Genomic DNA, 17,206 nt, shown 5'->3' with positions numbered 1-17,206 from the left:
GCCTCGAAGCGTGACTCTTCCACCTCGGCTGCGGGCCGTCAGCGATCTGCACATCGGCCATCCGGAGAACCGCTCGTTCGTGCGGGAGCTGCGCCCGGACAACGACGGTGACTGGCTGCTCGTCGCGGGCGACGTGGCCGAGCGCTTCGCCGACCTCGAGTGGGCGCTCGGGCTGCTCAGCAGCCGGTTCGCGAGAGTGGTCTGGGCGCCGGGCAACCACGAGCTGTGGACACCGCCCGACGACCCCGTGCAGCTACGCGGCGAGGAACGCTACCGCGAGCTCGTACGGCTGTGCCGGCGGTTGGGTGTCGTCAGCCCGGAGGACCCGTACCCGGTGTGGGACGGCGACGGCGGGCCGGCCACGATCGCCCCGCTCTTCGTGCTCTACGACTACACGTTCCGGGTGCCCGGGGCGCACACCAAGCAACGGTCACTGGAGCTGGCGTACGAGGCCGGGGTGGTGTGCACCGACGAGGTGCTGCTGCACCCCGATCCCTACCCGAGCCGGGAGGCGTGGTGCGAGGCCCGGGTCGTCGAGACCGAGCGCCGGCTGGCCGAGCGGGACCCGGCCCTGCCGACCGTGCTGGTCAACCACTACCCGCTGGTACGGGAACCCACCGACGTCCTGTGGTACCCGCAGTTCGCCCAGTGGTGCGGCACCGTCCGCACCCGGGACTGGCACCTGCGCTTCGGGGCCGCCACCGTGGTCTACGGGCACCTGCACATCCCCCGGACGACGTTCCACGATGGCGTGCGTTTCGAGGAGGTGTCCCTCGGCTACCCGCGTGAGTGGAAGCGGCGCGGGCCGGTGCCCGACCCCGTCCGCACCATCCACCCCGCCGACGACCTGCGCCGGATGGAACAGCCAGCGGGATGACGCACCGCGGTCCGGGCGGCCACCGGTCCTCTCCGGCGGCCGCCCGCTCGCCGGTCAGCTCGCGTACGCCTCCAGCGTCGCCAACTGTCCCGCCGGCCAGCCGGTGTTGCCGGTGACCGTGATCCGCAGGTAGCGGGTCTGCGCGGCGGTGAAGGTGAGCGTCACCTGGTTGCCGGTGGCCGGGTTGAAGGTGCGCCCGGCCGAGGCGACCAGGGTGCCGAAGCTCGACCCGTCGGTGCTGCCCTGCACCGCGAGGGTCTGCGTCCGGGTGGCCCACGCCGACGCCGGCGGCAGTTTGAGCACCACCCGCCCGACCGTGCGGGCCGCACCCAGGTCGACCTGGACCCACTGCGGGAAGGCGCTGTTGACGCTCTCCCAGTAGCTGTTCGGGTCGCCGTCGACGACGTTGCCCGACCCGTAGCTCTGGGTGTGGCTGCTCTCCGCGGTGGGTCGGCCCCGGGCGAGGTCCGCGTTGGCGGGGGCGTCCGTGGTCGCCGTGACCGCGTTCGACGGGGCCGAGGTGTTGCCCGCGGCGTCTCGCGCGGTGACCGTGAAGCTGTACGCGGTGGACGGGCTGAGCCCACTCACGGTGGCCGTGGTGCCCGTGACGGTCGCGACGACCGTCGCGCCCTGGCGCACCTGATAGCCGCTGACCCCGGTGTCGTCGGTCGACGCGGTCCAGGCCAGTGACACGCTGGTCGCCGTCCGGCCGGTGACGGTGAGGCCGCTCGGCGCGGTCGGCGGCGTGTCCGGCGTGCTGGTCGAGGCGTACACCTCGACCTGGGCGAGTTGGGCGGCCGACCAGCCGGTGTTGCCGCCGACGCTGAGGCGGACGTAGCGGGCGACGCTGGCCGGCAACGCACGGGTGACGGTGTTTCCGGTCGCCGGGTCGAAGGTGAACCCGGCGGCGGGGCTGATGGTCGTGAAGGAGGTGCCGTCGACGCTGCCCAACACGGTGATGGTCTGGGTCCGGGCACCCCAGCCGGCGGGCAGGCGCAGCACGAGCCGGGCGAGCTGGTGGCTCGCGCCGAGGTCGACCTGCCACCACTGCGGGAAGCTGCCGTTGGCGCTCTCCCAGTAACTGGAGGCGTTGGCGTCCACGGCGTTCGCCGCCGGGAACGCGCCGCCCTGGCTGCTGGCCGAGGCGGGCCGGCCGGCGGCCAGGTTCCCGCCCGGCACCGGAGGGGGGTCGCCCACCATCGGTTGCGTGGGGCGCACCGGGGTGAGGGCGAGCTGTCCCTTGAGCATCCGACCGCCGTCGGCGGTGATCCGCAGGTAGTAGTCGGAGGAGCAGGCCACGCCGTCCTCGTCCAGCGCCCGGATGTTCGCCCCGGCCGGGGTGGTGGCCTGGGTCTCGGAGGTCTTGGCGATCTGGTTGCCCTCGTTGTACTCGTCGAACATGGACACGTAGAGGCCCTGGGAGCCGAGCCGGACCATGTTGTAGATGTGCCGCCAGTAGAAGTCGCCGTGTCGGCGGTGACCCCCGGCGAGGTCACCGGGCATCACGCAGGGCTGGTAGTCGATGCCGCGTGCCGCACAGTCGGCCATGTCACCGACGTTGACGTTGTTGTAGTACGAGTCGAGCTCCTCCACCGTCCTGGCCCGGTAGACCATCCAGGGCGAGATCATGTTGAACGCGTGGTAGACGTCGAGGAAGCCGGGGCGGGAGTCCTCGATGCCCTGCCGCCACCAGGTGGGCACGCCACCGATGACGTAGCAGCCCTGCGCCTTGAACCAGTTGACGACCTCCAGGCAGGGCCCCGGGGTGAAGGGCCGGCTGGGCTCGCTGAAGCCGAAGCCCCAGATGCAGACGACGGGCTTGCCGTTCTGCCGGGCGTACGCGGAGGACGCGACGTGCGCCGACATCTTCGTCGTCCAGTCGGTCTTGATGTCCGACTGGAAGGTCAACCAGTCGGTGACGTCGTACATGATGTAGAACTTGCGCCCGTACCGCTCGGCGGCGGAGCGCACCTTCTGGGTCATCGCGTCGCGGGTCGGGCCCTCGTCGCCGGTCGGGTTGAACCGCTGCAGTGCGGCGGTGTCGCAGCCGTACTCCTGCATCCACCGGAAGTGGGTGTCCACCGTCTGCTGGTCGTAGGAGGAGAAGAGGGTGGCCGGTGAGCCGTTGCCGAGGTTGGGATAGGCGGTCGGGTAGCTGCGCGTGTACTCGCGCATGTCCGGCCAGGACACGATCGTGGTGTTGGCGGGCGAGGGCGGTTGGAACCGGTCGCGGCTCCAGTGCCACCAGCCGCCGATGGGCGCCGAGTCGCCGGGGGCGCTGAACCAGCCCTGGTAGCCGACCGTCACCTTGCCGACCACGTCGCCGGGAGGGCTGGCGGCGTGGGCCGGGCTGGCGAGGGTGGTGAGCAGCTCGGTGGTGGAGGCGGCGGCGAGGGCGGACCCCGCCATCACCGATGTGACGAACCTGCGGCGGGAGACCGCCATGACGACCACTCCTTCGGGACGGAAGGCATTGACGGCCATCGTGGCAGTAGCGAATGTCGGCACGCAAGAGTTCGACTGATCCGTGAAATTATTCGCCAAAGCAACGGCAGGAGACGAGCACCCCGCCCCTCCGGTCCGGGAGGGGCGGGGTGCGACGCGATTCAGGCCGCGAAGTTGCGGAACAGCAGGGACGCCAGGGCGAGCGCCAGCGCCAGGTTGAACAGGGTGGCGCTGGCGAACACCGCGACGGGCCGCCAGCCGGCCTCCCGCAGCGACGAGACCCGGACCTCCAGGCCGATGCTGACGAAGGCCAGGATGAGGAACCAGACGCGCAGGTCGTTGACGATGGCGATGGTGGCCTTGCCGTCCGCGCCCGCCGCGTCCAGGTACCAGGTGGCGATGACCGACGCGGCGACGAAGCCCAGGACGAACTTCGGGAAGCGCCGCCACAACTCCCCCAGACCCGGTCGGGCCGCGCCGGGCTGGCGCTCCACCCGCAGCGTGAAGTACGCGGTCAGGGCGACCGCGACCACGCCCATGAGCGCGTTCTGCGTGACCTTGACGATGCTGGCGATCTGGAGGGCCTCCTCGCCCGCGAGCGCTCCGGCGGCGGTGACCGCGGCGGTGGTGTCGATGTTGCCACCAATCCAGGCGCCGGCCACCGCGTCGGACAACCCGAACACGTCGGCCAACCAGGGCAGGACGAAGATGGACGGCAGCGCGAACACGATCACCAGACTCGCCGTGTAGGCCAGTTGCTCCCGACGTGCCCGGACGGCGCCGGCGGCGGCGATCGCCGCGCTGACCCCGCAGATCGACACCGCCGAGGCGAGCAGCGCGCGCAGCTTGTCGTCGAGCCCGAAGCGGCCGGCCAGCCACCAGGTGAACAGGAAGACCCCGCTGATCAGCAGGATCGCCTGGGCGATCGCCGGGCCGGCGGCGCTGGCGATGACGGCCAGGTTGATCGACGCTCCGAGCAGCACCAGCCCGGTCTTGATGAAGAACTCGGTCCGGAACGCGGCGGCGATCCGGTCACGCCACCCGAGCAGCGTGACGGCGACGTTGCCGAGCAGGCCGAGCAGGATCGCGTAGACCGGGTACTCGATCGCCGCCCCGATGTCCTCGACGGCGGTGCCCTCGGCCCACGCGGGGACGTTCTGCTCCAGGTAGCGGGTGAGCGCGGCGAGCCCCACCACGACCACCAGGCCGAGCGCCGTCCACGCCCAGAACCCGCCGTCGCGCGCCGCGCTGGCGGAAGCGGCGGGGTCGACGGTCGCCCGTGGCCCACTGTCCGAGGCGGACTCGGCGGTCCCGGCCGGTCCGTCGTCCGTGCGGGAGGCGTCGGCCGTGGGGGTCTCGGCGTCCGTGCGCGTCGCGTCGGTGGCCATCAGGGCACCAACCCGGCGGGAATGGCACCGACCAGGACCAGACCGAGCAGGACCAGACCGAGGATGGTGGCCACCCAGTCCTCGTTGAACGCGAGCCGGGACTCCCCGGCGGTTGGCGGGGTGGACGGTGACGAATCCGTGCTCATGGCATACCTCCGAGGGGAAGGGCCCGATCCGGCCGTGGCGGGATCGGGACGGAACGCGGACGCGGCTCGCCGAGCGGGCGAGCGGCGACGGGCGCGATGGGCCACGGTCGACGTGACTGGCCGGCGGCCGAGGCCGGGTGGGTGCGCAGGCGGCGACGGCTCAGTCGGTCGTCGTCGAGCCGGGACAGAGCTCGGAGGCGACCCGCATCAGGTCCACGACCCGGCGGGAGGTGAGGAACGGACCGACCGGCATTCACCCATTTTCCTATCAGGACGATAGGAATTCAAGCCCGAGGGGACGGTTTCTTCGTCCGCCCGGCCGACCCATCCCCCAGCGGCGGAGGACCGGAGCCACACCGGCTCCGGCCCTCCGTTGGTACGCCCGACCTGCCCTACGGCAGCGGGTACTGCGCGAGGTAGACCGGCACGCCGACCTTCGTCATGTCGGCCGCGTCGCCCACGCCGTTGACCACGTGGTCGATCGTGCCGGCACTGAGGTTGACGGTCATGATGTGGTGCAACCGCACGCCCGGCCGGTCCGGCACCTCGAACCCGTTCTCGGTGTGGATCGAGGGGTTGTTCTGGTTGAAGACGTAGACCCCGCCGCCGTACAGGGTGTGGTTGCGCACCCGGTCGCCGACCTTGTAGCCGGCCCAGCCCTCGACCGCGCCGTTCATCCAGTCCGCCTGCGTCGGCGGGTCGTACGGCAGCTCGTTCTGGTAGAGGATCGTCGTGCCGTGCTCGCCGTTCCAGACCGTGTTGTACCGCTGGAAGTGCTCGACGAACAGGCCGGTGGCGGTCACGTGGTCGCCGTTGATCACCGCGCCGTAGCGACCGGTGTTGGTCCTCCAGCGGTCCGTGTCACCGTTCACGCCCTGCGTGAAGCCCTCGACGCCGTGGTCACCGCGCCACACCCAGGTGTGGTCGATGAGCACGTTGTCGCTGTTGACCTGCAGCGCCGTGTCCGCCCGGCCGATGTGCGGGCCGCCGACCCGGAAGTACACGTCGGACAGCGTGGTCGGGTTGGCCGCGCTGCTCGCGTTGTGCCCGTGCTGCCGTCCCACCCGCAGCAGGACCGGTGACTCGACGAGCCCGGCGTCGATCGTGACGCCGGCGACGACCACACCGGGCACACCGGCGACGTCCAGCGGGATGGAGCCGTTCACCGCGGTGAGCGTGGCGTGGCCGATGCCGAGCACCACCGTGTTGGGCCGTCGCACCTCGATGCTGCGCGCGATGTCGTACGTGCCGGGAGTGAGCAGCAGGTGCTTGCCCCGGGCGAGCTGGCTGTTGATGACGTGCACCGAGTCCGACGGCTTGGCGATGAAGAAGTCGCGGATCGAGATCGTCCGCCCCGGCGTCAGGCCGTCGGCCCACGAGACGCCCCGACTGTCGCGCTGCACGGCGGGCACCCGCACGTTGTAGCGGCCCTTGCCGTCGACGAGGAGGTACGGCTTCTCCCGGCTCAGCGGAGTCGTCGCCAGCGTGGTGTACGGCGGGTCGGGGAAGGAGGCGTCGTCCGGTGCGCCCTCGACCCCGGCGAAGACCTGGTTCCACACCGCGTTGGACCAGCCGGCGACCTCGCTGTTGCGGGTCAGCCACTGCTGCTGCGACCCGTTGGTGGTGGCGGGCAGCCGGGAGTCGGCGATGAAGCCGCCGCTGGCGAACTGGGGGCCGGCGGTGCAGTAGTCCATCAGCGACAGCCCGCCGCCGCCGATGTTCAGCCGGCGCATCGACACCGCCTGGGACACCGCCCAGAAGTTCGCCGACGAGCGGCAGCCGTCCTGGCCCGCCGCGTTGATGGTGAGCGAGAGGTTGGACAGGGTGCGCCAGAAGTTGACCAGCGCGAGACAGTTGCCGGTGCCGCCGTCGGCCAGGCAGCGGTTGTAGACCTCCAGCTTGCCGTTGACGGTCACGTCGGTGGGCGAGGCGCCCAGACCGGAGACCTCGGTGTAGTAGCCCACCTTGGCCTGCAGGGGCTGCTCGGTCGTGCCGTACGTGCCCGGCTTGAACAGGTAGGCGTGCCGCGCGGTCCCCATCTCGTTGTTGACCTGCGCCGCGTGCGCCGCGTCCAGCGTCTGCTGGATCTCGCTGATCGGCATGCCCGGGTCGAAGATCGTGACGTTGGGTCCGAAGTCCGGCTCGCCGTAGGTCGGCCGGCCGGCGCTGGCGGCTGTGCTGGTCAACGTGACAGCGGTGGTCAGCGCCAGAGCGAGAAGGAGGGTGCGGCCGGATCGCCGGCGCACCCGTCGGGGCTGGGTTGTCATGCGGTTCGTCCTCTCCGCCGGCCGGAACGTGCTCCGGCCAGCTGGGGCGTGAGAGCGCTCTCTTGTCCCTCCGGGCGGCGGTTGGGCCGGATGGAGGGGTTGGCATGTTTCTACCTGGTAAATCGGCCGCACGCCATGACCGGGACCGGCGAAGTTCGGATCGGGCCGGCGAGAGTGGACGGTCCGCCCCTACACCTCGTTCAGGAACTCGTCGATCATCGGCGCGAGCCAGTCCGCGCGCTGCGGGATCGTCGTGTGGGTGGTGCCGGGCAGGATGGCCAGCCGGCAGGGCGGCAGACCGGTCAGATCCCCGGGCACCGCACCGCCGAGCAGCCGGAACATTCGCACCGCGTGCTCGGGCTGGACGATGTCCGCGTCGGCCAGCACGATCATCGTGGGCGCGGCCAGCGCGCGGATCTGCTCGGGAGTCCACTGCGGCAGGTTCGCGTCCAGCACCTTCATCTTGGTGACCAGGTTGGCCCAGCCCGCCGGGTCCGGGGCGGTCCGCAGGTACTCCTCGTGGAACTCCGAGCCGTGCAGGTGCTCCGGTTGCAGATCCTGGATCCCGTCGAGCAGCCCCGGGTGCAGGCCGGCGTCGTCGAAGCTTACCGAGGCGAGCACCAGCCGCCCGATCCGGTCGGGGTGGTCGGTGCCGAGGCGCAGCGCGACCGCCGCGCCCATGCTCCAGCCGTACACGTCCGCCCGCTCGATGTCGAGGCGGTCGAGCAGCTCGACCACGTCGGCGGCGAAGTGCTCCACCGTCAGAGGGCGATCGACGTCAGGGGTACGACCGTGGCCCTGCAACTCGACGGCGATGACCCGGCGGGTCTTCGCCAGGAACGGCAGGATCGTGCCGAACGAGGTGCCGATACCGGAGAGCGCGCCGTGGATCAGTACCAGCGGCCGGCCCTCGCCGTTGCCGTGCGATTCGTGGTGGATATCCATGTCCCCACGGTCCACCGGGGCGCTTACGGTCGCCTTCAGGTCCCCTTACCGCCTCGGGACGTGGGGCAGACGGGCCGGGCACGTCCGCCACACGCTCTAGGATGACCGCCGTGCAGTTCGGGGTGCTCGGGCCGCTCGCCGTCACCACCGACGTCGGCGAGCCGGTGGTGGTGCCCGGCACCAAGGTGCGGGCGCTGCTGGCCGACCTGCTGACCAACCGCAACCAGGTGGTCTCGGCGGACCGGCTCATCGACGACCTGTGGGGCGACGACGCGCCCGCGAACCCGACCGGAGCCCTCCAGGTGCGGGTGTCCCAGTTGCGCAAGGCGCTCAACGACGCCGAGCCGGGTGCCCGCGAGCTGGTCGAGTCCCGGTCGCCCGGTTACCTGCTGCGGGCCGGCGCGGTCGACGCCGACCGGTTCGCCGAGCTGGCCCGGTGCACCGACGTCGACCGGCTGACCGAGGCCCTCGGGCTGTGGCGCGGCGACGCGTACGCCGACGTGGCCGACGCGGAGTTCGTCCGCGCGGAGGCGACCCGGCTGGCCGAGCAGCGTCTCGCCGTACACGAGCGGCTGGCCGGGGCGCGGGTGGCCCGGGGCGAGCACGACCTGGCCGCCGCCGACCTCGCGGAGCTGGTGGCCCGGCATCCGCTGCACGAGGGCCTGCGGGCGGTGCAGCTCCGCGCTCTGTACGCGGCCGGCCGCCAGTCCGAGGCGCTGGACAGCTACGCCGACCTGCGCGACCGGCTCGCCGACGAGTTGGGCCTCGATCCGGGGCCGGAGCTGGTCGCCCTGCACCGGAAGATCCTCGAACAGGACGCCGCTCTGAGCGCGCCGCCAAAGGCCGCGATCATCCGCAACAGCCTGCCGGCCCAGCTCGACGAGCTGGTCGGGCGGGCCGAGGCGCTCACCGAGCTGCGCGACCTGCTGCCCCGGCAGAGGCTGGTCACGCTGGTCGGGCCGGGCGGCGTCGGCAAGACCCGGCTGGCCACCGAGACGGCCCGCAGCCAGTCCTTTCCGGACGGTGTCCAACTGGTCGAGCTGGCCCCGCTGCCGGCGGGCGACCCGCGCGTCGCCGAGCAGGTGCTCGGCGCGCTGGACACCCGCGAAACCGCCGGCACGAGCCTGTCCGCCGTGGATCGGCTCGTCGCCGCGCTGCGGCACCGACAGCTGCTGCTCGTGCTCGACAACTGCGAGCACGTGATCGAGCCGGTCGCCGAGCTGGTGGCCCAGCTGCTGCGGGACGCTCCCGGGGTGAGCGTGCTGGCCACCAGCCGGGAACCGCTCGGCCTGACCGGGGAGCTGCTCTGGGAGGTACCCCCACTGTCCGTGCCGGAGGACGGCGACCTGGACGCGGTCCGGCGCTCGGCGGCGGCCCGGTTGTTCGCCGCCCGCGCCGCCGCGCAGCAGCGCGGTTTCCGCCTCGACGGCCGGACCGCACCCGCCGTGGCCCAGCTCTGCCGCCGCCTCGACGGGCTGCCGCTGGCACTGGAGCTGGCCGCGACCCGCGTCCGCGCCCTGGGAGTGCGGGGGGTGGTGGACCGCCTCGACGACCGCTTCCAGCTGCTCACCACCCAGCAGCGGGACGTCCCGCCACGGCAGCGGACACTGACCGCGGTCATCGGCTGGAGCTGGGAGCTGCTGGACGAGCCCGACCAGCGGATGCTCGCGCGGCTCGCGGTGTTCAGTGACGGCTGCACCCCGGAGGCCGCCGAGCGGGTCTGCCGGACCGACCTCGACACCCTGGCCCGGCTCGTGGACCGGTCACTGGTCGTGTTGGACGACTCCGGCGTCAGCCCACGCTACCGGCTGCTCGAATCGGTCGCCGCCTTCTGCCTGGCCCGGCTGACCGACGCCGACGAGGCACGCGCGCGGCACGCCGCGTACTACACGGAGCTGGCCGAACGCGCCGATCCGCGGTTGCGCGGCGCCGACCAGCAGCGGTGGCTGGCACTGCTGGACGCGGAGACGGCGAACCTGCGCTCGGCGCTGCTCCACGGCGGCGGGTTGCGGCTGGCCGTCGCGCTGAGCTGGTACTGGTATCTGCGCGGCCAGCTCACCGAGGCCCGACGGGCGTTGGCGACGCCCGGTGACCCGGCGCAGGAGGCCCGAGCCGCGGCCTGGCGGGTCGGTTTCGCGCTGTTGCAGGGCGAGCCGATCGCGGCGGCCGAGGTTCGCGCCGCGCTGGCCGGCGACCCGGACGGCCGCGCCGCCTGGTTCGCGGCCAACGCGGTGATCGAACACAGCGACCTGGCCCTGGCGTCGGAGCTGCTGCCCGCCGCGGCCGCCGACCCGTGGACCGAGGCGGCGGTGCTCAGTTCCCGGGCGAAGATCGCGCACGCCAACGGCGACCAGGCCACGCTGGAGCACGCCGCGACCCGCAGCGCCGCGCTGTTCGCCAGCATCGGGGACCGGTGGGGCCGGCTCCAGGCGACCGAGTGGGTGGGTGGGCTGGCCGACATGCGCGGCGAGCAGGAACGCGCCGCCGCCCTGCACCGGGAGGGGCTGCGGTGGGCCGAGGAGCTGGCGCTGTGGCCGCAGGTGTGCACCGAACTGTCGTGGCTGGCGTGGCTCGCGGTGCAGACCCGCGACTACGCGCAGGGTCGGGAGTTGGCCGAGCGCGCATACCAACTTGCGGTGGAGCAGGCGATCCCCAGTGCGCTGGTCTTCGCGGAGATGAGCCTCGGGCTGGCGGCCCGCCGCGACGGCAAGCTCGACGTGGCCGTAACCCACCTCACCCGCCTCGTCGAGCAGGGACGCGGCGAGACGCAGCCCGCCCTCTACCTGCCCATGATCCTGGTCGAGCTGGGCCACGCGGTCGAGCTGGCCGGTGACCCGGACGCCGCGCTGGCCCTGCACGTCGAGGCGTTCGACGCCGCCGAGGCGATGGCGATCCCACGGGACGCGGTCATCACCCTGGAGGGGATGGCGTCGGCGGTGCGCTCCCCCGAGGTCGCCGCCCGCCTGCTGGGCGCCGCAGTCGCCGCCCGGCTCGCGGTGCGGGCCCCGGCCTCCCCGGCGGAACGCGACGACATCGACCGGGTGACCGCGCGGGTGCTGGCCGCCCTGGGGCGGGAACGCTTCGACGCCCTGGTCGCCGAGGGCACGAAGCTGAGCCCGGGCGAGGCCCGGGCCCAGCTCTGATCAGATGCTCAGGCGGCCGTCTTCGGCCGGTACGAGGCGATGATCACGCCGCTCTTGTGCACCCGGGTGTCGATCAGCTCGAACGACGCCTTGAACTCCGCCAACGGTGCGGTCAGGTTGGCGCCACCCTCCAGCACCGGGGTGATCCAGAACCGGACCTCGTCGACCAGGCCCGCCTTGACCAGCTGCGCGGTGACCGAGCCGTAGCCGTACTGGATGATGTCCTTGCCGTCCTGCGACTTGAGCTTCCTGACCGCCTCGACCAGGTCGCCCTGGAGCACCTCCGTGTTGTTCCAGGTGGGGTTGGTCAGGGTGGTCGAGGCGACGTACTTCTTGACGTTGTTGAAGTAGGCGGCGCCGGTGCTGGGGTCGCTCTCGTCCATGCTCGGCCAGGCGACGGACATGCCGTCGTAGGTGGCCCGGCCCATCAGCATCGCGTCGGCCCCGTCCGTCTGGGCACCGGCGAAGGCGGCGGCCTCCTCGTCGAAGTACGGCCCGGTCCACATGGGGTTCTCGATGACGCCGTCGAGGGTGATGTAGGTCGAGTTGATGAGCTTGCGCATCGGGATCTCCTGGTTGTCGTGGTGCTCTCCGGTGACACCCAGAACCTTGCCGGCTGCCGCTTACGATTCGCTTCAGGTGCCCTTCACGGCGCCCGGAAGCGCGTCGGTCAGACCGGCTGCTCCGGCTCGGTCAGCGGGATCGGGAGCGCCTGCGCGGCCGCCGTGCCGCCACCGGCCGAGTGAGCTGGCGCGGGGCGGTCGCCGGTGCGGCTGTGCAGCCGTCCGCGCCCCGCCGGCCCGGCACGCCGGGTCACCTCGACGGTCACCATCCGTACCGGCGGCGGGGGCACGGTGAAGCGTCCGGTCCCCCAGCGCACCCAGAGCGGAATCCGACCGGCGTCCGCCTCCGCCCGCAGTTTCTGCACCGTCCGCGCCCGGTCGGTGTGGTCGACCTCCACGACGACCGGCGGGCCGTCGGGGCGGGCGCACGCCACGTCGAGGACCGAGTGCCGCTGCTCCAGCGGTGGTGGCAGCGGCAGGACGCTGGGCGCGCGCCGGTAGACCCGCCAGCCCTGGGCCTCGGCCCACCGCACCACCGACTCGATCACCCGCGTGGTGACCTCGTCGGCGTCCAGGTCGACGAAGGTCAGGTCGTCCAGCCACCGACCGAGGTCGGCGGCCAGCCGCTCGCCCTCCGTCGTGACCTCCACGCGCGCAGGATAACGCCTCGGCCGGCGGTGGTCGCGGTCGCGGCGAGGCGCAGTGCCTGGGACTGATCCGCGACTTCGACCACCTCGCCGGCCCGGGGTCAGCGCCTCCGCCACCCCCAGCGACGTGAGCCGGCCGAACCTCGGGACGTCGCCCTCTCCCGGGCCACCATCTGCGCCGCCACGCGCAACTTCAGGGCGGGCTGTGCGCCTGCCGGCCCCAGCAGCTCCACCAGCCGGTTGCCGAGCCCCAGCACCATGTCGGCGCGGTCGAAGTCGCGGATCAGTGCCAGGCACTGCGCGTAGACCCCGTAGGTGTTGGCCATCTCCCATAGACTGAGCGGGCGCAGCGGGTCCATCAGCTTCTGGCGCAGCTCGCAGGCCCGCGACGCGGCGAGCGCGGCCTCGCGGATGACGTCGTCCGAGGCGGGCCGCGTGACCGCCTGGTGCAGCAACGCGGTCGCCTGGTTGTGGTACGCGGTGCCCATCGCCTCCCTGGTGGCCGGCCCGGCGGACGGCGGCGAGACGGTGAGCAGGCCCACCGCGACGGCTCGCTCCACCAACTCCATGCGGGTGGCGGGCTGGCCGGCGGCGAACGCGACCTCCGCCAGGTCCACCAGGGCGGTGATCAGCTCTGCGAGGGCCTCATCCCGTGGCGGGTCGGCCACGTTCCCACCCTCGGCCGCCACCGCGTCGTTCACCCGCTCGAAGATGGTGACCGCCTCACCGCCGGGTGCCATCCCGTCGGCGGCCCGGCCGCGCGCGGACAACAGCATCCCGCGCCGCCACAACGCCCGGGCCAACTGCTGCTGATCATGCCGGTCCGCCCGGCCCGGACCCTGCACGGCCCGCCGGTAGGCGTCGATCACCTGGACCCACAGACGGTCCGCCTCGGCCCAGGTCCCCTGCCGCGTCGACAGCTCCCGCGCCCGCTCGAACAGCCGTTCCCGCTCGTCCGGTCCCATCTCCCGCACCACCCTCGCCGGTAGCCGTCTGCCATGCCCCCGCCACTGACAGTGAACATCATCGATTGTATGGCGGCGACGGCCACCCGGGTCGGCCCGGGCCGGACCGACCCGGGTGTGTCAGGCCGCCGGGCGCACCCGGTAGGCCAGGTGGGTGACCCCGGTGCCCTCGACGACGCTGATGGGCCCGTCCAGTTGGAGTGGCGCGATCTTCAGGTCGGCGAAGAGCGGGATGCCGTCACCGAGCAGAACCGGGACGAGGTCGACGTGCACCTCGTCGAGCAGCCCGGCCTGGATCACCTGGGCGGCGATCGTCCCGCCGTTGACGCCGACCTCCTTGGCGCCGGCGATCGTCTTCGCCCGCGCGATCGCGCTGTCGATGCCGTCGGTCACGAAGACGAACGAGTCGTTCTCCGGCTCCCAACCGTCCGGCACGCTGTGCGTGACGACCACCACGGGCACGTCCAGCGGATGCCGGCCGCCCCATCCGTTGGTCATGTCGAAGAGCCGCCGACCGACCACCAGCGCGCCGGTCCGCTCGGTGAGATCGCGCAGGTGCCGCGCGCTCACGGCGGAGGTCCGGAACGTCAGGTCGGGATGGGCCGTCGGCGTCTCGACGTCGCCGTTCTCGTACCACTGGAACAGGTACTCGAAGCCACCGTGGGACGGGTCGGCGATGTAGCCGTCCAATGACATCGTCGCCCCGGTCGTCACCTTCGTCATCGATCCACTCCCTGGTCTCTGTCAGCGTGGCCAACCCGGCCCTCATTCTGTGGTCGAACCCGGCACCACCGCCCTCGACACGTCCGCCCGAGAAATGAGCATGCCGTTCGTGCCGGCTGCCCGAGCCGGTCGTAGCGTGGGCGCATGCGAACCACCACGCTGGGCAGTGCGGGTCCCGAGGTCGGCGTCATCGGCCTCGGGTGCATGGGCATGAGCCACGGTTACGACATCACCGGCCCCCGGGACGACGACACGTCGATCTCGGTCATCCGACAGGCGCTGGACCTGGGCGCCACGCTGATCGACACGTCCGACGTGTACGGGCCGTACACCAACGAGGAGCTGGTCGGTCGGGCGTTGGCCGGCGGCCACCGGGAGCGGGCCGTCCTGGCCACCAAGGTCGGGCTGGTGGTCACCTCCCCCACCGGCGGCCCCGGCAACTCACCGACCATCGGCAACAACGGCCGTCCGGAGCACATCAGGGCGGCGATCGACGCCAGCCTGCGCCGGCTCGGCACCGACCACGTCGACCTCTACCAGCTGCACCGGGTCGACCCGGACGTGCCGATCGAGGAGTCGTGGGGTGCGGTGGCGGAGGTCGTGGCGGCGGGCAAGGCCCGGCATCTCGGCCTGTCCGAGGTGACGGTGGCCCAGATCGCACGGGCCCAGGCGGTGCACCCGGTGGCGTCGGTGCAGTCCGAGCTGTCCCTGTGGACGCGCGACCCGTTGGCCGAGGTGCTGCCGTACTGCGCGCAGCAGGGCATCGGCTTCCTGCCGTTCTCCCCGCTGGGCCGAGGGTTCCTCGCCGGCCGGTTCACCTCGTTCGACGATCTGCCCGCCGACGACTTCCGACGCGGTCTGCCGCGGTTCCAGCAGGACGCGCTGCGTGCCAACCTCGCCATCGTCGGCCGGGTCCGCGAGATCGCCGACCGGGCCGGTGTCAGCCCCGCGCAGGTCGCGCTGGCCTGGGTGGTGGCCCAGGGCCGCCACGTCGTTCCGATCCCCGGCACCAAGACGCCCCGGTACCTGGTGGACAACTGTGCGGCCGGCGACGTGCGGCTCAGCGCCGAGGACCTGGCCGACCTCGACGCGCTGCCCGCGCCGGAAGGTGGCCGCTACTGAGGCTCGACAACGACGTGGCCGACCGGCCCGGCAGATCGGCACCCGCCGGTCAGCCGGGCCGGCCCACGGTGACCGGCGGGCCGAACTGGACCGGAACGCCGGGGGAATACAGCACACTGACCGGCGGTCCGGCCGGCGCCGGCAGCCCGGCGGCGGTGACCAGTTCGTCGTCCAGGTGCAGCAGCTCGGCCCGGTGCAGCGGCCAGCGCGGATGCCAGTTCGGCAGGTGCAGGGTGCGCCCGTACGCCCGGGTGTGCAGCCCCCAGCGGGCGGTGACGAAGTGCTCCAGCGGCGTCGGGTCGGCGATCCGCTCCCCCACCCGGACCGTCATCCGGCTCGTCGTACCGGCCGGGCCGGGCCAGCGGCGCCGGCAACGGTAGGTGCGGCGGTCACCGTCGCGGTCCAGCCGCATGGACGACCAGAGGTACGGCAGCCGCAGCGTCGCCCGGGCGACCAGCACCGGGACCAGCCGCGACGCGTCGAGCGACCGGAACACCACCGCCCGCCGACCGGTGTCGTCGACCGAGTAGAGCCGGACGTTGGTCTCCCAGAAGGTGCCGAAATACGGCACCCCCGGGCCGCGGCCGAGGCCCAGCCCGACCATCCGGAAACCGATCAGGCCGACGTGGCTGACGCCGTCCAGGGTGTCCGGTCGGGTGCCGGCGGGCAGCAGCGGCGCGACGAGTTCCGGCGCGACGGCCCAGTGCAGGAAGGTGAGATCCTCCCAGCGCTGCCGAAGGGTCGCCCAGGGGAACGCCCGTCGGGGCGCGGAGTCGACCGGCTCGATGTCCACACCCCTCATCCTGCCCCTCGCTCAGGCGTGTGGGCCGACAGCCACCGGGCCGACGGTCAACGAGGGCCTGCCCTCCAGGATCTGACCGATCCACTCGACCTGCTCCTCCAGCGCCGTACGGTGACGGGCGGCCAGCGTCCGCAACGGCTCGACGGTGACCTGGATGGCGCGGCCGGAGCGACGGTGGTGCCACACCCCGGCGACCGTGCCGTCGACCAGCAGCACGGGGTAGTTGCCGGCCTGCCCACGGGCCAGCGCCCGCTCGGCGGCCGCCCCGGGGAAGAGCCGTTCGCGCGGGTGGCAGCCCACGGCGTACACGTCGAAGTAGGGCAGCAACCGCAACCCGGACGGCCGGTCGTCCGGGAAGTCGGTGTCACCTGACGCGACCCACGCCCGCGTGCCCTCCACCGTCACGGCTGTCAGGTCCAGCGAGTCGAACAGCTCCGCCGCCCACGGTGCGGGTGCCGCCAGCCACCGGGCGAACTGCGCCGGCGTGGCCGGCCCGTACGCGTACAGGTAGCGCCGGACGAGGTCGGCCAGCGCGGCCCGGCCGTCCATCGGCGCGAACCCGGGCAGCCAACGCGCCGGGCTGGTGTACGTGGTGGCGCGGCCACGGTTGGGGCCGAAGCAGATGATGCCGCTGCGGGTGGCGGCGGCCATCGCGGCGATCCACCGGGGCCACTTGTCCTGGAACGCGTCCATGACACGTTCGCCGGCCCAGGGGCCGGTGCGGGCGACCACCTGGTCGGTCAGCTCGACGGTGGTCAGCTCGGTCTCGGCGAGGGCGGCGGTGATGGCCGCGAGCACCTGCTCGGTCTGCTCGGGGGTCAGCAGGTCACGGCTCGGATCGTGTGGCGGTGCCGGCATCGCCGACAGCGCGCCGGTCCACATCGGCAGATCCGCGGTGGCGAGCAGGTGCACCGTCCCGCGCGGCCCTCGACTCTTGACGAGGGTGCGTTCCGTCCACAGTGCCTGGCGCACCAGGGTACGGGTGGCGCCCGGGACCCGTATCCCGACGGACAGCTCGGCGGCGGAGGCGACCTGGGCGTGTGCGCCACAGGTCGCGGACACCACGGCGGCGACCGCGTCGGCGTCCGGCTCGGACCCCGGCCCGGTCGGCCCCGGCGCGGAGAGGCCGTGCCGCTCCAGGCGCCGGGCGCACACCTGTGCCCAGCTCACGCC

General features: G+C 72.6%; 14 protein-coding genes. 3 read left to right on the top strand and 11 right to left on the bottom strand.

Features of this window, described 5'->3' with window-relative positions; translation table 11 throughout:
* Nucleotides 1–10 precede the first annotated feature (10 nt).
* Nucleotides 11–877 carry a metallophosphoesterase gene (locus tag M8C17_RS06000; RefSeq protein WP_252415382.1) on the top strand — a complete coding sequence of 289 codons (867 nt, stop codon included), beginning with the start codon at nt 11–13 and terminating at the stop codon, nt 875–877.
* Between the two features lie 54 nt (nt 878–931).
* On the opposite strand, the gene M8C17_RS05995 is transcribed toward M8C17_RS06000, so the two are convergent.
* The 5 genes from M8C17_RS05995 to M8C17_RS05975 all read right to left on the bottom strand — a co-directional run bounded on the left by M8C17_RS05995 (nt 932) and on the right by M8C17_RS05975 (nt 8,068).
* A complete protein-coding gene (locus tag M8C17_RS05995; RefSeq protein ID WP_252415381.1) occupies nt 932–3,322 on the bottom strand; it encodes a discoidin domain-containing protein in 2,391 nt (796 codons plus the stop codon).
* Nucleotides 3,323–3,483: 161 nt separating this feature from the next.
* Nucleotides 3,484–4,710, bottom strand: a complete 1,227-nt coding sequence (locus M8C17_RS05990; protein ID WP_252415380.1) for a YeiH family protein — start codon at nt 4,708–4,710, stop codon at nt 3,484–3,486.
* Nucleotides 4,710–4,856, bottom strand: coding sequence for a hypothetical protein (locus M8C17_RS05985; protein WP_252415379.1), 147 nt, complete (start codon nt 4,854–4,856; stop codon nt 4,710–4,712). The genes M8C17_RS05990 and M8C17_RS05985 overlap by 1 nt, the downstream gene beginning before the upstream one ends.
* Before the next feature lie 392 nt (nt 4,857–5,248).
* A complete protein-coding gene (locus M8C17_RS05980; protein WP_252415378.1) occupies nt 5,249–7,123 on the bottom strand; it encodes an adenylyl cyclase in 1,875 nt (624 codons plus the stop codon).
* 189 nt (nt 7,124–7,312) lie between these two features.
* On the bottom strand, nt 7,313–8,068 hold the full coding sequence (locus M8C17_RS05975; RefSeq protein WP_252415377.1) for an alpha/beta fold hydrolase: 756 nt from the start codon (nt 8,066–8,068) through the stop codon (nt 7,313–7,315).
* A gap of 101 nt (nt 8,069–8,169) precedes the next feature.
* Here M8C17_RS05975 and M8C17_RS05970 point away from each other — a divergent pair, with 101 nt between their 5' ends.
* On the top strand, nt 8,170–11,211 hold the full coding sequence (locus M8C17_RS05970) for a BTAD domain-containing putative transcriptional regulator (RefSeq protein ID WP_252415376.1): 3,042 nt from the start codon (nt 8,170–8,172) through the stop codon (nt 11,209–11,211).
* An 8-nt stretch (nt 11,212–11,219) separates the two neighbouring features.
* Here the strand turns inward: M8C17_RS05970 and M8C17_RS05965 are convergent, their stop codons facing one another.
* The 4 genes from M8C17_RS05965 to M8C17_RS05950 all read right to left on the bottom strand — a co-directional run bounded on the left by M8C17_RS05965 (nt 11,220) and on the right by M8C17_RS05950 (nt 14,109).
* Nucleotides 11,220–11,774, bottom strand: a complete 555-nt coding sequence (locus tag M8C17_RS05965; protein WP_252415375.1) for a dihydrofolate reductase family protein — start codon at nt 11,772–11,774, stop codon at nt 11,220–11,222.
* Between the two features lie 107 nt (nt 11,775–11,881).
* Nucleotides 11,882–12,424 (bottom strand): hypothetical protein, encoded by a 543-nt coding sequence (locus tag M8C17_RS05960; RefSeq protein ID WP_252415374.1) that lies wholly within the window; start codon nt 12,422–12,424, stop codon nt 11,882–11,884.
* 98 nt (nt 12,425–12,522) lie between these two features.
* Nucleotides 12,523–13,386, bottom strand: a complete 864-nt coding sequence (locus M8C17_RS05955; protein ID WP_252415373.1) for a hypothetical protein — start codon at nt 13,384–13,386, stop codon at nt 12,523–12,525.
* Nucleotides 13,387–13,506: 120 nt separating this feature from the next.
* On the bottom strand, nt 13,507–14,109 hold the full coding sequence (locus M8C17_RS05950) for a dihydrofolate reductase family protein (RefSeq protein ID WP_252415372.1): 603 nt from the start codon (nt 14,107–14,109) through the stop codon (nt 13,507–13,509).
* A 144-nt stretch (nt 14,110–14,253) separates the two neighbouring features.
* Between M8C17_RS05950 and M8C17_RS05945 the strand changes: the two genes are divergently transcribed.
* Nucleotides 14,254–15,231 (top strand): aldo/keto reductase, encoded by a 978-nt coding sequence (locus M8C17_RS05945; protein WP_252415371.1) that lies wholly within the window; start codon nt 14,254–14,256, stop codon nt 15,229–15,231.
* Between the two features lie 49 nt (nt 15,232–15,280).
* On the opposite strand, the gene M8C17_RS05940 is transcribed toward M8C17_RS05945, so the two are convergent.
* Both M8C17_RS05940 and M8C17_RS05935 read right to left on the bottom strand, forming a co-directional pair.
* On the bottom strand, nt 15,281–16,024 hold the full coding sequence (locus M8C17_RS05940) for a YqjF family protein (RefSeq protein ID WP_252415370.1): 744 nt from the start codon (nt 16,022–16,024) through the stop codon (nt 15,281–15,283).
* Between the two features lie 21 nt (nt 16,025–16,045).
* Nucleotides 16,046–17,203: a winged helix DNA-binding domain-containing protein gene (locus M8C17_RS05935; protein ID WP_252415369.1), complete on the bottom strand. Its 1,158-nt coding sequence runs from the start codon at nt 17,201–17,203 to the stop codon at nt 16,046–16,048.
* Between the last annotated feature and the right edge of the window lie 3 nt (nt 17,204–17,206).

This window comes from Micromonospora sp. RHAY321 (genome assembly GCF_023896955.1).
Lineage (GTDB): Bacteria > Actinomycetota > Actinomycetes > Mycobacteriales > Micromonosporaceae > Micromonospora.
Note: the sequence above shows the minus strand (reverse complement) of the source record. Positions and strands in the feature narration are given on the sequence as shown.

What these genes read in the sequence shown, in the direction of transcription:
- M8C17_RS05950 (WP_252415372.1), bottom strand. Translation starts at nt 14,109, where the DNA reads ATGACGAAGGTGACGACCGGGGCGACGATGTCATTGGACGGCTACATC.
- M8C17_RS05985 (WP_252415379.1), bottom strand. Translation starts at nt 4,856, where the DNA reads ATGAGCACGGATTCGTCACCGTCCACCCCGCCAACCGCCGGGGAGTCC.
- M8C17_RS05955 (WP_252415373.1), bottom strand. Translation starts at nt 13,386, where the DNA reads ATGGGACCGGACGAGCGGGAACGGCTGTTCGAGCGGGCGCGGGAGCTG.
- M8C17_RS05945 (WP_252415371.1), top strand. Translation starts at nt 14,254, where the DNA reads ATGCGAACCACCACGCTGGGCAGTGCGGGTCCCGAGGTCGGCGTCATC.
- M8C17_RS05965 (WP_252415375.1), bottom strand. Translation starts at nt 11,774, where the DNA reads ATGCGCAAGCTCATCAACTCGACCTACATCACCCTCGACGGCGTCATC.
- M8C17_RS05995 (WP_252415381.1), bottom strand. Translation starts at nt 3,322, where the DNA reads ATGGCGGTCTCCCGCCGCAGGTTCGTCACATCGGTGATGGCGGGGTCC.
- M8C17_RS05975 (WP_252415377.1), bottom strand. Translation starts at nt 8,068, where the DNA reads ATGGATATCCACCACGAATCGCACGGCAACGGCGAGGGCCGGCCGCTG.
- M8C17_RS05980 (WP_252415378.1), bottom strand. Translation starts at nt 7,123, where the DNA reads ATGACAACCCAGCCCCGACGGGTGCGCCGGCGATCCGGCCGCACCCTC.
- M8C17_RS05990 (WP_252415380.1), bottom strand. Translation starts at nt 4,710, where the DNA reads ATGGCCACCGACGCGACGCGCACGGACGCCGAGACCCCCACGGCCGAC.
- M8C17_RS05970 (WP_252415376.1), top strand. Translation starts at nt 8,170, where the DNA reads ATGACCGCCGTGCAGTTCGGGGTGCTCGGGCCGCTCGCCGTCACCACC.